Source organism: Actinomadura sp. 3N407, assembly GCF_052245875.1.
Classification (GTDB): Bacteria; Actinomycetota; Actinomycetes; order Streptosporangiales; family Streptosporangiaceae; genus Spirillospora.
The window spans coordinates 42,581-55,987 of record NZ_JBQQBP010000002.1 but is presented as its reverse complement, the minus strand read 5'-3'; the positions used below and the strand labels follow the sequence as shown (position 1 = coordinate 55,987).

General features: G+C 69.6%; 10 protein-coding genes. 5 read left to right on the top strand and 5 right to left on the bottom strand.

What is annotated here, in order from left to right:
- Positions 1–28 precede the first annotated feature (28 nt).
- Positions 29–2,224 (bottom strand): hypothetical protein, encoded by a 2,196-nt coding sequence (locus ACTWPP_RS04330; protein WP_443102758.1) that lies wholly within the window; start codon positions 2,222–2,224, stop codon positions 29–31.
- A gap of 432 nt (positions 2,225–2,656) precedes the next feature.
- On the opposite strand from ACTWPP_RS04330, the gene ACTWPP_RS04325 reads away from it, so the two are divergent.
- Positions 2,657–2,788 carry a hypothetical protein gene (locus tag ACTWPP_RS04325; protein ID WP_443102757.1) on the top strand — a complete coding sequence of 44 codons (132 nt, stop codon included), beginning with the start codon at positions 2,657–2,659 and terminating at the stop codon, positions 2,786–2,788.
- A gap of 75 nt (positions 2,789–2,863) precedes the next feature.
- On the opposite strand, the gene arfA is transcribed toward ACTWPP_RS04325, so the two are convergent.
- The 4 genes from arfA to ACTWPP_RS04305 form a co-directional block, all read right to left on the bottom strand.
- Complete coding sequence (gene arfA / locus ACTWPP_RS04320) at positions 2,864–4,387, bottom strand: arabinosylfuranosidase ArfA (RefSeq protein WP_443102756.1); 1,524 nt, start codon at positions 4,385–4,387, stop codon at positions 2,864–2,866.
- A 20-nt stretch (positions 4,388–4,407) separates the two neighbouring features.
- Positions 4,408–5,328, bottom strand: a complete 921-nt coding sequence (locus tag ACTWPP_RS04315) for a carbohydrate ABC transporter permease (RefSeq protein ID WP_443102755.1) — start codon at positions 5,326–5,328, stop codon at positions 4,408–4,410.
- Complete coding sequence (locus tag ACTWPP_RS04310) at positions 5,325–6,179, bottom strand: carbohydrate ABC transporter permease (protein WP_443102754.1); 855 nt, start codon at positions 6,177–6,179, stop codon at positions 5,325–5,327. The genes ACTWPP_RS04315 and ACTWPP_RS04310 overlap by 4 nt, the downstream gene beginning before the upstream one ends.
- A 110-nt stretch (positions 6,180–6,289) precedes the next feature.
- Entirely contained in the window at positions 6,290–7,555 is a 1,266-nt protein-coding gene (locus ACTWPP_RS04305; RefSeq protein ID WP_443102753.1) for an ABC transporter substrate-binding protein, read from the bottom strand.
- Positions 7,556–7,935: 380 nt separating this feature from the next.
- On the opposite strand from ACTWPP_RS04305, the gene ACTWPP_RS04300 reads away from it, so the two are divergent.
- The 4 genes from ACTWPP_RS04300 to speB all read left to right on the top strand — a co-directional run bounded on the left by ACTWPP_RS04300 (position 7,936) and on the right by speB (position 13,373).
- On the top strand, positions 7,936–8,970 hold the full coding sequence (locus tag ACTWPP_RS04300; protein ID WP_443102752.1) for a LacI family DNA-binding transcriptional regulator: 1,035 nt from the start codon (positions 7,936–7,938) through the stop codon (positions 8,968–8,970).
- A gap of 323 nt (positions 8,971–9,293) precedes the next feature.
- A complete protein-coding gene (locus tag ACTWPP_RS04295) occupies positions 9,294–10,346 on the top strand; it encodes an arabinan endo-1,5-alpha-L-arabinosidase (protein WP_443102751.1) in 1,053 nt (350 codons plus the stop codon).
- Positions 10,347–10,480: 134 nt separating this feature from the next.
- On the top strand, positions 10,481–12,079 hold the full coding sequence (locus ACTWPP_RS04290; RefSeq protein WP_443102750.1) for a carboxylesterase/lipase family protein: 1,599 nt from the start codon (positions 10,481–10,483) through the stop codon (positions 12,077–12,079).
- A 268-nt stretch (positions 12,080–12,347) separates the two neighbouring features.
- Positions 12,348–13,373 carry an agmatinase gene (gene speB / locus ACTWPP_RS04285; RefSeq protein WP_443102749.1) on the top strand — a complete coding sequence of 342 codons (1,026 nt, stop codon included), beginning with the start codon at positions 12,348–12,350 and terminating at the stop codon, positions 13,371–13,373.
- Positions 13,374–13,407 lie beyond the last annotated feature (34 nt).

Genomic DNA, 13,407 nt, shown 5'->3' with positions numbered 1-13,407 from the left:
CTGGAGACGTCATGCCGTGGATCCGGGCTCAGCTGCCGCATCGGGATTCGCGGCAGGTCAGCAGGAACGTGGTATATGGAGACTCCGCGCCCATTCTGTAATCCCAGAGCACCCGTGGTCGCCCGTCCCGCGCAACGCTCATGTCGAGGCTGCCGGCGTGGTCTGTGGAGTATCCACCGAGATCCACGGTGTCGCGGCGGGAGCAGTCGGCAACGTCGCAGACGATCAGTACGGCCCTTTTGTGCGGCCTGTCGATGGTGGCGACAATGGGGAGTCCGCCGGGCCCCAGTGCCAGGTTGGCCAGGCGCATCTTCAGGTCTGGTTCAGTCAGGGGGAGGACGTCCACCTCAGGGCAGGCGGGGGTGCGACAACGCAGCAATCGGGCGGTGCCGGTCCTGGTGTCCCGGTGGACGAGAACCGGGCGGTCGTCCGGAGGAACCACGAGCTCGACGCCGCTGTTATATTTCGCGGCACCGCGGAAGTACTTCGCCTCTTCGCTGCTCGAGAAGAAGGCCGGGCCCACCGGGTGGCGCGTCACGGACCGACGGCAGTCGGGGTCGGCGCAGCTGAGAAGGGTGATGGCGCCCGTGGCGCCGTCCTCATAGGCGACGACGGGCCGTTCACCTGCGCCGAGGGCGAGGCCGATCGGCTCCAAACCTGAGGAATTGGGTTCCGGGAGCCTGAGTTCGGCGAGGAGCTCAGACTTCTTGCAGGGCACGCTTGCACAGCGCAGGAGGCGCAACCTGTCGACCGCGCGACCCCGGTCCTTTGTATCGGTCAGAACCGCGACCAGGATTCCTCGAGTGGAGACAGCGATGTCCGCATCACCCTCGAAGAAATTCGGAATGGTCGCCAAGCGCGGGTCCTGATCGCTGTTCGCGCACTCTTCGGCCGTGCACCGTGTGAGCTTGACATTCAGATCTTCGGACACTGGCTTCCGGCCGTCCTGTGCCTGCCATTGAACGACGGCGAATGATCCGTCCGGAAGCTTGGCCGCCCTCACCGATGGGAAGGCTTCCCCGGGAAGGTTGGGCAGCTCGCTGATTTCGCTGCATTCCCGGTCCGAGCAGAGATGGTGCTTGTCGGAACGGGCTGTTATCAGTGTGCCGTCGTCCAGCAGGACGCTGTGACCTACGTCATGGAGAACGGGCTGCTCGTCGACGGCCAGGGAGCTATTGGGAATGCCATGGAGATAGGCCCCGTAGATGAATCCGGGTGCAGCCAGCGCCGCGATCGTGAGCGCCGTCAGCGGCAGTGCCACCGCGGGCCTGGTCTTCGGCGTGGGGCGGTGTGCGGAGAGCCGGTCGGCCACAGCGGCGAGGTCGATTGCGGGGAGGCCGCCGGAACCGAGGTCCGGCCTACCTGTCGGCGGACGCCGCTGCTCCAGCGCCACCACCGCCAGGGCCGTCCCTTGGACGATGGTGGTCAGCACGCCTGTAACGGTCGCAGCCACGATTTGCGCTGCGTGGTGCTCGATACCGGTGAACAGCGAGACCGGCCACGCGAGGCCGGCTCCCAGTGCGACGGGGATCGCGACCACCGCCACCGTCAGGTGGACGAACATGCGCAAGCGCCGGTCTCTGGTGATCTCCCATGCCCGCGGGAACACCCGTAGCGGCCCCGTGCCTTCGAGCATCACCACCGGCACGGTCACCGGGAGCCACCACAGCAGCGGCACCGCGACGCACCCGGCGACGATCACGCCTACCCAGATCGATTCCGTTCCGGCGACCACGACGATCGCCGGCACCGCCATACCGGTGGCGAGAAATGCGCCGAAGAGCACCAGCAGAGATCCGGAACGCCGTGCCACCGTGCGCAAGGCCCACCCGGCCGAGATGGGCCTGCCCAGCAGTGAGCCTGCCACCTTGATCACGACCAGCGCGGTCAGGCCCAGGTGGGCCGCCATCACTCCCATGCTGATCACCAGGGCCGTGACGGCCGATCCCGCTGAAGATTCGAACCGGACCAGCCGGTCGTCCACGACGGGGTCGCCCCAGTCCGCCACGAGCAGCAGGCCGATCGTCCCGCACAGCGCCACCGCCGCGGAGATCAGGCCCACCGGCACCACCAGAGCGACCAGGTTCTTCACCAGCTGCCGCGTCAACAGGCTGATCACGGCCCGCAAACGCGGCTCATGCAGTCCAGGAACCTGCGGACCAGGCGAGCCGGCCTCACCCTCCGCCTGCGAGGACTTCGTCCCGGGTTCTTCCGCCGCTTCCATGGCCCCTCCGGTAAGGCACATTCGTCTCTCGAACCAAATGACCAGATCGGTCATGAGCTGCGCGGGCGGCCGGGCGCCGAGCCGACCGACGCCGTAGGCCGCGCTTCCGCCCGTTGAGTCCGCCCTCGGGCCAGACCGTCCACCGATCCCTGGCAACCGCAACTCCGACGCAGTTGCCCCCGCTGGACGGCGAGCAATGGTGGCGGGACGAGTTCGGCGGCGGGCCGGTGCGGCTGCACTGTACCGCCGCCGTGGCGACGCCCCCGCCGCGGGGCCGGCCGCCGCAGGTCACCGCCCCCGCACGGGAACCCTGACGCCACGGGCTCACCTACCAGCCGGACAATGGCGTTTCACCAGGCTTCCAGGCGGAGGTGCTCCGGGTGGTCCGCCACATGGCGTCCCGCCCGGAGCGCCTCCTGTCCGCCGCCGCACGTGCCACACCTTTGGGTTTGCGCCGGCCTCCCCGAAGCCCTCGCCGGCGTCATGTCGTTCCTGTGCGACGACAAGGCCGCCTGGATCACGGGCCGCTCACTCATCGCCGACGGAGGCAACTCCCTCCGCTGACCCCATGGACCGCCTGTCCCGGCGGGAGCGCCATCAGCAGCGCCGTCACCAGGCCTGGCACCGGGAGCCGGCGGCTCACCGCGCGTCTCCCGCCGGTCCCAGCTGGATCGCGCTCCACGACACCCGGGGCAGGACGACGGTGAGCGCGGCGCCGTCGACCGAGACCCGTTCGGTGGGACGCGGCACGACCCGGTCGGGCTCTTCGAGTGTGTTGGTGGCGGACAGGTCGCCGTCGGTCAGCGTGCACGCGTCGGCGAGTTTCAGGTCCTCGTTGAAGAGGCGCAGGTCCACGGTCAGCTCCACGGGATCGGCCTGGTCGCGGTTGACCGCGAAGATGACCACCTCGCCGGTCTCCGCGTCGTGGGTGGCGATGGCGTCGACCACCGGCACCTCGCCGTACCGGGCGGTGCCGTAGGTCGGCGAGGTGAGGCGCGTGCGCAGCACCTCACCTCGGGCGAGGGCGGCGGTCTTCGCGAACGGGTGGAAGATGGTCTGCCGCCAGGCCGGCCCGCCCGGTTCGGTGCGGATCGGCGCGATCACGTTCACGAGCTGCGCCTGGCACGCGGCGGTGACCCGGTCGCTGTGCCGCAGCAGGGAGATCAGCAGGTTGCCGACGACGACGGCGTCCGCGACGTTGTACTCGTCCTCGATGACCCGCGGCGCCACGTCCCAGCCGGTGGGCGACTCCTGGCCCTGGAAGCGGGACAGGTACCAGACGTTCCATTCGTCGAACGACAGGTTGATCTTCTTCTTGCTGCGCAGCCGCGCGCCGACGCTGTCGGCGGTGGCGACGATGCTGTTCACGAAGTGGTCCATGTCGACGGCGCTGGCCAGGAACGAGCCGAGGTCGCCGTCCAGTTCCTCGTAGTAGGCGTGGCAGGAGACGTAGTCGACGAGGTCGTAGGCGTGTTCCAGGACGGTGGCCTCCCACGTGCCGAACGTCGGCATCGCCGAGCTCGAGCTGCCGCAGGCCACCAGTTCCAGTCCCGGTTCCGCCGAGCGCAGCGCACGCGCGGCGGAGGCCGCGAGCAGTCCGTACTCGTGGGCGGTCTTGTGCCCGGTCTGCCACGGTCCGTCCATCTCGTTGCCGAGGCACCACAGCGTGATGCCGTACGGCTTGGCCGCCCCGTTCGCCCGCCGCATCTCCGACAGGGTCGTGCCTTCGGGATGGTTGACGTATTCGTGGACGTCCAGCGCCTCCTGGACGCCCCGGGTGCCGAGGTTCACCGCGTACATGATCTCGGCGTCCGCCTTGGCGGCCCAGCGGGCGAACTCGTCGATGCCGACCTGGTTGGTCTCGACGCTGTGCCAGGCGAGGTCGCGGCGGCGGGGCCGCTGGTCGCGCGGTCCGATGCCGTCCTCCCAGCGGTAACCGGAGACGAAGTTGCCGCCCGGGTAACGCACCACCGTGACCCCCAGCTCGCGGGTCAGCCTGAGCACGTCGGTGCGGAACCCGTCCTCGTCCGCCGACGGGTGGTCCGGTTCGTAGATGCCGGTGTAGACGCAGCGTCCCATGTGCTCGACGAACGAGCCGAACGTGCGGCGGCTGACCGGGGCCACGACCGCGGCGGGGTCGAGGACGACAGATGCGTGCAGCATGGTTTCCCTTCGAGGGGCGGTCACTTCAGGGCGCCGATGGTCAGGCCCCCGCGCCAGTACCGCTGGAGCATGAGGAAAGCGATGACCAGGGGGATGATCGCGACGAGCGAGCCGGCCACGATGACGTTGAACAGAGCCTCCCCGCCGCCGCTGCCGATGGTCGCCGACTGGTACCAGGTGCGCAGGCCCACGGTGAGCGGGAAGAGCTCGTCGTCGCTGAGCATCACCAGCGGCAGGAAGAAGTTGTTCCAGGTGGCCACCATGGTGAACAGCAGCACGGTGACCAGTGCCGGACGCATCGCGGGCAGCGCGATGCTGATGAACACCCGCAGCTCACCGGCGCCGTCGATGCGGGCGGCCTCCAGCATCTCGTCGGGCACCGAGTTGTGCGCGTAGACCCGCAGCAGGTACACCCCGAACGGGTTGAGCAGCGAGGGCAGGATGACCGCCCACATCGTGTCGGTGAGGCCGATCTCGCTCATCAGCAGGTACGTCGGCAGGACGAGCGCGGTCAACGGCACCATGATCAGGCCGAGCAGGGTCGCGAACAGCGCGTTGCGGCCGGGAAAGTGCAGCTTGGCGAACGCGTACCCGGCCAGCGCCGCGATCGCGGTCGCGCCGACGCCGCTCACCACCGAGTACAGCGCCGAGTTCCGCAGCCACTTGAGGTAGAGGCCGTCCTGCCGGCTGAACAGCCGGGACAGGTTGTCGAACAGGCTGAAGTCGCCGCCGAACCACAGCGGCTGCGAACCGAACAGTCCGTCGTTGTTCTTGGTCGCCGCGACCAGCAGCCACCAGAAGGGCAGCAGGAAGTACACCGCCATGACCGCCATCACCGCGTGCGAGGCGATCCGTCCGCCGCCGAACCGGGACGTCCGGCGCGGCGCCGGCGCGGTGGTTCTGGCGGACGTGCCCGCCCCGTCCATCGTCACCGTCCTCATCGCAGCGCGTTCCTTCGTCTCGTGGCGAACAGGAAGATGTACGACCCGACGAAGACCACCGCTCCCAGCAGGAACGAGATGGCGGCCGAGTAGTTGTACTGCTGATACGAGAAGGCCTGGTGATACGCGTACAGGTTGGGCGTGTAGCTGTTGGTGATGGCGCCCGGGTTGAGCGGCTGCAGGATCAGCGGCTCGGTGAAGAACTGGAGGGTGCCGATGATCGTGAAGATCGTGACCAGCACGATCGCCGCGGAGATCATCGGCGTCTTGATCCGCAGCGCGATCTGCACCGGGCCGGCGCCGTCGATCCGGGCCGACTCATAGACGTCCCGCGGCAGACCCTGCAGCGCCGCGTACAGGACGATCATGTTGTATCCGGCCCACTGCCAGGTCACGACGTTGCCCAGCGAGAGCAGCACCAGGTTGCTGGACATGAGCTCCAGGCCCGCGACGGAGTTGAACAGGCCGGTCCTTGGGCTGTAGAGGAAGCCCCACATCAGCGTCCCGATCACCGCCGGGACCGCGTACGGCACGAACGCCGCGAGCCGGAAGAACCGCGAGAGGCGGGACATGGCCTCGTCTATGAGCAGGGCGAAGACCAGCGCCAGCCCGACCATGATCGGGGTCTGCACCAGGCCGAAGATGATCACGCGCAGGACGCCCTGGCGGAACTGGGGGTCGCCCAGCGCCTGACCGTAGTTGTCCAGCCAGGCGAAGACCTCGCCCTCCACCAGGGTCGAGCGGTAGAGGCTGAGCTTGGCCGCGTAGGCCATCGGCAGCAGCAGGAACGCGACGAGCAGGATGGTGAAAGGCGTGACGAACAGCCACCCGGCGACCGCCTGCCGGCCCATCCGAGGCCGGCGTCGCGCGGCCGGCCGGCGGTACGCCGGGCGGGCCGCCCGGTCCCCGTCCCTGGGACCGGGCGACATCTCCCGGGCCGATGCCGACCCGTTGCGCCTCCTCACGGCGCGGCTACTTCGAAGCCCTGCTTCGAGGCGTAGCCGGTCAGGTTCTGCTGGACGGTGTCCAACGCACCAGGCCAGGACGACTTCTTCTCCACCGCCTGGTTCATGGCCGTGGTCAGCTGGTTGAAGTAGTAGCTGTTGAACGGGCTCCAGTCGAACTCGCCGATGCCCTTGTACGCCGGCACGAAGACCTCGTTGACCTTCTGGCCGCCGAAGAAGTCGTACTCCTTGCCCTGGAAGTAGTCCCATTCCAGGATCGGCGTCGCGGTCGGGAACAGGAAAGCCTGGTCGATGCCGATCCGCCAAGCGTCCTTGTCGACTCCGAAGATCTCCATGGCGACCTTGGTCGCAGCCTCGGGGTGCTCTGTCTGGTCGGTCACCGCGAACGCCGAGCCGCCCCAGTCGCCCTGCGCGTTGCCTCCGGCGGTCCACTGCGGCAGCGGCGCGGCCCGCCACTTGCCCGCGGTCTTCTCGGCCACGCTCGCCAGGTAGCCCGGGCCCCACCCGGCGGCCAGGTACGTTGCGTAATTGCCGCTGGTCAGGCCGGTGTAGAAGTCGGTGGTGGCGAACGCGGTGGTGTCGGCCAGGCCACTGTCGACCATGTCCTCCCAGTACGTCATCACCTTCTTCGCCTCGGCGCTGTTGACGTTCAGGCCGATGCCGGGCGCCGTGGCGGCGCTGTAGTCGAACGGGCGCGCCCCGGCCTGCCAGAGCAGCCCGGTCATGAAGCCGCCGTCGTTGGCCCCGAAGTCGGTCATGAAGCTGGTCGGCGAGGCGGCCTTCAGCTTCTCGGCCTGCTCCCTGTACTCCGCCCAGGTCTTCGGGACGGTGAGGTCGTACTTGTCGAAGATGTCCTTGCGGTAGAGCATCGCCATCGGCCCGGCGTCCACGGGGACCGCGTAGACCTTGTCGCCGTTGCTCACCTGCTTCCAGGCCCAGTCGGCGTAGTTGCCCTTGACCTTGTTGGCGCCGTACTCGCCCAGGTCGACCAGGTGCTCGGTGAGCTGGAAGGTGGGGATCTCCTGGAACTCGATCATCACCACGTCCGGCGCGCCCTTGCCCGCCTTGAGCGCGGTCTGCAGCTTGGTGTACTGGTCCTGGCCGGTGCCGGCGTTCGTCCACTCGATCTGTACGTCGGTGTGGGTCTTGTTGAACCGTTCGACCACCGGCTTGAACGACGGGTACCACGCCCAGACCTTGATCTTGATCGGGCCGTCCGACGTGTCACCCCCGCCACCGCAACTCGTCGTCACCAGTGCCATGGCGATGACCATCGCCAAGGCCGCCGCGCGGGTCGCCCGGCGTGAGCGCCGTTCTACACTGAGGTGCCTGACACTCATTGGTCCCTCCCAGGGGGTTCGAGGCACTCGTCTCGCGTGTTGGGCACGTCGGCCCTTGGTGGTGGCACACCAAGGGCCGACCGTCATGTCCCGCCCGCACACTCGGCGTCGCGAGGGGCGCAAGGTGTGGCGAGGATCGCATGCACCACGGTGGGGTCGGGGTTCCACCGTGTCCTACTATGTTTTGCAGCGCTGCAAACAGGATGCACGCAGACCCCGTGGACGGCAAGGGGGGACCTGCCGGAAACTTCTCGGGGGAGCCCGGAACAACGTCGGGATCGAAACGTCGGCGGAGGGAACCGATGCGGCGAGGACGAGAGGTCACTCTTCGCGACGTTGCGGAACTCGCCGGCGTGTCCAGCCGGACGGTCTCCAACGTGGTGAACGGCTACGCCAACGTCACCGAGCGCACCCGCCGGCGCGTCCAGGAGGCCGTCGACCAGCTCGGCTACCGGCCCAACGTGCTCGCCCGCAACCTGGCGAGCGGCCGCTCCGGCCAGATCGCCCTCGTCGTGCCGTACCTGGACACCCCCTACTTCTCCGAGCTGCTCCAGGACGTCATCCGCGCCGCCCGGCTCCAGGGCTACAACGTCCTGATCGACCAGACCGACGGCGACCGCGAGCACGAGCGAATGCTCATCAACCACGGCTCCAGCCGACTGCTCTTCGACGGCGTCATCTTCAGCCCGCTCGGACTGTCCCAGGAGGCCCTCGCCGACCGTGACCCGAACCTGCCCCTGGTCATCCTCGGCGAGCGGGTCAGCGACGGCACCTTCGACCACGTCGGCATCGACGACGTCGCGGCGTCCCGGCACGCCACCGAGCACCTGCTGGACCTCGGCCGCCGCCGGGTGGCCGCGATAGGCGACCAGCCGTACGAGACCGGCGAGGCCGCCCAGCTGCGCACCCGGGGATTCCGCGCGGCCCACGAGCAGCGCGGGCTCCCCGTGCACGAGGACCTCATCATCGGCCGGCCCCGCTTCAACCGGGCCGACGGCGCGGAGGCCATGGCCTACCTCCTCGACCGGGACGACCCGCCCGACGCCGTCTTCTGCTACAGCGACCTCGTCGCACTGGGCGCCATCCACACGCTCATCTCGCGCGGCATGCGCGTCCCCGAGGACGTGGCGGTCATCGGTTACGACGACATCGAAGACGGCCGGTACTCCAACCCGACCGTCAGCACGATCTCGCCGGACAAGGCGATGATCGCGACCACCGCGGTCGAACGCCTGCTCCTGCGCATCGGCAGCAAGACCCCGCCGCCCGGCCTGGAGCTCCGGGCGCCGCACCGGCTGATCGTCCGGGGGAGCACGGCCGGCCCCCGCGCGCGGTGACCCGCTGAGACCCCTGGGCCGGCCGGGCCGGTGAGACAAGTTCTGCTTGCGTTCCTCTCAGCATCGGTGCATGCTCCTTTGCAGCGCTGAAATCGGTCGGCGACGGCGGATGCAGGACATCTCCCGTCAAGCACATCGCCGGCCGTGGCAGGCGCGGGCGCCGACGCCGACATCCCCGGAGGAAAGCGAGAACAGTGCGTAGGCGTCGATGTTACCGGTAACACTGCTGTCGTGCGCGGGATCGGAAAGCTGTCGGCCATGCGGCCGCGGCAGCGCCCTCCGCGCACACGGGCCGGCAGCGTCACCCGAAAGGAGAATCCTCAATGACCGCTCCCCGAACGCCGCACCTGAGGCGGCGACCCCGGCGCGCCCTGGTGATCGCCATGGCGGTCGCGCTGGTGGCGGCGTCCGCCGTCCTGATCACCCGGGACGGCGGAAGCGACCGGCAGGCACGGCTCGTCAACGCGTCCGCCGAAAAGGCCCTGGCGGCGTATCCGGACCCCGGAATCATCACCGGCTCGACCGGCGCGCACGACCCCTCCGCCGCCAAGGCGCCCGACGGGACGTACATCGTCGTCACGACCGGCGACAACCTGCCGATCAAGACGTCCACCGACCGGACCGCGTGGAGTGACGCCGGGGTCGTCTGGCCCGGCGGCGCGTCGTGGACCACCCCGTACACCGGCGGCGCCCGGAGCCTGTGGGCGCCAGACATCTCTTACCACAACGGTCAGTTCTACCTCTACTACTCGGCGTCCACGTTCGGGTCCCAGCGATCTGCGATCTTCCTGGCCACAAGCCCCACCGGCGCAGCCGGAAGCTGGACCGACCGGGGAATGGTCATCGAGAGCAGTCCCTCGGTGAACTACAACGCGATCGACCCGAACCTCGTCGTCGACGGATCGGGCCGATGGTGGCTGACCTTCGGGTCATTCTGGTCCGGCATCAAGATGATCCGCCTGGACTCCGGTGGCGGACTGCGTTCCTCGTCCGACACGGCCGTGCGGTCCATCGCATCCCGGGGCGGCGGTGCGATCGAGGCGCCGATCGTCTACCGGCACGGCGGCTACTACTACCTGTTCGTCTCCTTCGACCTGTGCTGCCAGGGCGCCGCCAGCACGTACCGCATCATGGTCGGCCGGTCGACGTCCATCACCGGCCCCTACGTCGACCGCAACGGTGTGCCCATGAACTCCGGCGGCGGCACCGAGATACTCGCCGGCCACGGCTCGATCCATGGGCCCGGTCACCAGGCCGTCCTCGATGACGTCGACGGCGACGTGCTCTTCTACCACTACTACGCGGACAGCGGCGCCCCCTACCTGGGCATCAACCTCATCGGCTGGGACAGCGCCGCCTGGCCGTACATCTACTGACCAACCGCGCGCGTTCCGGCCCGGACCACCCTGCCGGGCCGGAACTCGCCCTACGCGCTTGCGCCCATCCTAGAATAGAGTTCTAATTTGGGGAGTCGGGGGGCGCCATAAGCATCGTGCTGAAAGGGGGCCCTGTGAGGCTCACCGGCATCCCACTGCTCGCGTCCGCCCTTCTCGTCGCACTCGGGGCGGTGGCTCCGGCCGCGGCCCAACACCGACCACCGGACCCGTCCGCGATCGTGCACACCGACCTCGGGCCGGTGCGCGGTCAGGTGAACGCGGACCATCGGCTCTTCCAGGGCATCCCCTTCGCCCAGCCGCCGGCCGGTGACCTGCGCTGGAGGCCGCCGCAGCCGGCCCGGCCATGGGCGGGCACCTACGACGCGACGTTCCCGCGCAGCCAGTGCGCCCAGATCGCCCCGCCCTACGGCGGCGAGACGACCTACGTCGAAGACTGCCTGTACCTCAACGTCACCGCACCGAACCGCGCGCACCGTCCGCCCGAGGGCAAGGGCCGGCACGGGCTGCCGGTCATGGTGTGGGTGCACGGCGGAAGCAACCTCACCGGCAACGGCAGCGTCTACAACGCCGCCAAGCTCGCGGAGGACGGCGGCGTCGTGGTCGTCACGGTCAATTACCGTCTCGGGCCGCTCGGCTGGCTCGCCCACCCGGGGCTGGAGACCGGCGCCGACCGGCGCCACCAGGCGGGCAACTACGGATTGCTCGACCAGCAGGCGGCCCTGCGCTGGGTACGGCGCAACGCCGCGGCCTTCGGCGGCGACCCGCGGAACGTGACGCTGTTCGGCGAGTCCGCCGGCGCCGCGGACTCCTGCGCCAACCTCGTCTCCCCGGCCGCCGCCGGACTTTTCCACAAGGTCATCCCGCAGAGCTTCAGCTGCGCCGCCCCCGCCCGGACCGAGGACGCGGCGGAGGCGGACGCGGTGACGCTCGCCGGAGCCGTGGGCTGCGCCAAGGGTTCACCCGCCGAGAACGCCGCCTGCCTGCGCGCCGTCCCCGTCAAGACGCTCCTGGAGACCTTCGACGGCGAGGGCATGAACGCGGGGCCCGTCGCCGGCGGTGACCGCGTCCTGCCATTGCAGCCGGCGGAGGCCATCGAACGAGGCCGCTTCAACCGGATGCCGATCATGCACGGCAACACCCTGGACGAGATGCGGCTGTTCGTCTCGCTCATCTACCCGCGTCCGATCACCGTGGACCAGTACGAGAGCATCGTCCGCTCCACCTACGGCGCCGACGCCGACGCGGTCCTGGCCCACTACCCGGCAGCGGACTACCCCGACCCGAGGATCGCCCTGGCCACGATCCAGACCGACTTCGGCGGCGCGCTGTCGACCTGCGGGCACCAGGACGCGTTCCGGTCGCTCAAGCGCGCCGGCGTCCCGGTGTACGCCTACCAGTTCGCCGACCGGGCCGCGCCTCCGCTGATCGACGTCCCCGGGTTCGACGAGGGCGCCGAGCACGCCACGGAGCTGACCTTCCTGTTCCCGGGCCTGCTCGGCGAGCTGAACACCGGGCAGCAGCGGCTCTCGGACGCCATGGTCGGCTACTGGACCTCCTTCGCCCACACCGGCCGGCCCAAGGCGCGCCACACGCCGCACTGGCCGCGCTTCCGCTCGCCGGACGACGTCCTGTCGCTGGCACCCGGACCAGGCGGGATCCACCGCACGGACATCTCCGAGAGCAGCAACTGCTCCTTCTGGAACTCCCTCTGATCACCGTCCGGGTGCGGGCGGCGCGCGCCGACCGCACCCGGACCGATCTGGGACCAGATGATCTGCGGCGGCGTCCGACCGGTGGGCGGAAACGGACGCACGCTGCCGGGACGGGCGCGTTCCCGCGAGAGGGGAGCACGGTGCCCCAGTGACCCTCGGCGGCCGCAATCTGGTGGTTCGCACGGGTGACGCCGATACGGCCGGGGAAGGTGGACATCATCGGGATCGTCGACCCCGCGTGTTGCCCACCGGACTCTGGAGCCCGCAGATGACCTCGCCGGAACGGTACGGCCCGCAGTTCGGACCCGACATCACCTTCCTGGGGGTGCCGCGCTGCACCTGGTCGGACCCGTCCACCTACGCCGGCGCCGACGTGGTCATCCTCGGGGCGCCGTTCGACGGCGGCACCTCGCACCGGGCCGGCACCCGGTTCGGGCCGCAGTACATCCGGCAGACCTGCTACCTGCCGCACGACGGTTCGCGGCCGTCCCTGGCACTGCGGGTGGACGGGCTGCGAGGCGACCTGACCGTCTACGACGCGGGCGATGTGGAGATGTACTCCGGTGACGCCGAGCGCTCCGTCCACGACCTGCAGGCCGCCGTGTACGCCGTCGCCCGCACCGGGGCGATCCCGCTGACCTTGGGCGGCGACCACACCATCGCGTGGCCCGACGCCGCCGGGGTGGCCCGGCATTGGGGGCAGGGCCGCGTCTCGATGGTCCACTTCGACGCCCACGCCGACACCGGCGACGTCAACCTGGGGTCGCTGATCGGGCACGGCCAGCCGATGCGCCGGCTGATCGAATCCGGGGCGCTGCGCGGCGACCGGTTCCTGCAGCTCGGCCTGCGCGGCTACTGGCCCGGCCCGGAGACGCTCGCGTGGATGGCCGAGCAGGGCATGCGCTCGTACGAAATGACCGAGATCGTCGCGCGCGGCCTGGAGGCGTGCATGACCGAGGCGTTCCGGATCGCCACCGACGACTGCGACGGGGTGTTCCTGTCCGTCGACATCGACGTGTGCGATCCGGGGCACGCCCCTGGCACCGGCACCCCTGAGCCCGGCGGCCTGACCGCGCGGCAGTTGCTGGACGCGGTCCGGCGGGTGACCTACGAGCTTCCGGTCGTCGGGATCGACGTGGTGGAGGTGTCCCCGCCCTACGACCACGCCGACATCACGTCCGCGCTGGCCAACCGGGTGGTGCTGGAGGCCCTGTCGGGCATCGCCCGGCGCCGCCGCGACCACCGCGACGGCACCCCGTGGGACCCGCGGCAACCCCTTCTCGACGACCGCTGACCCCGAACCTCGGGCGGGGCGGACCTCCACGCAC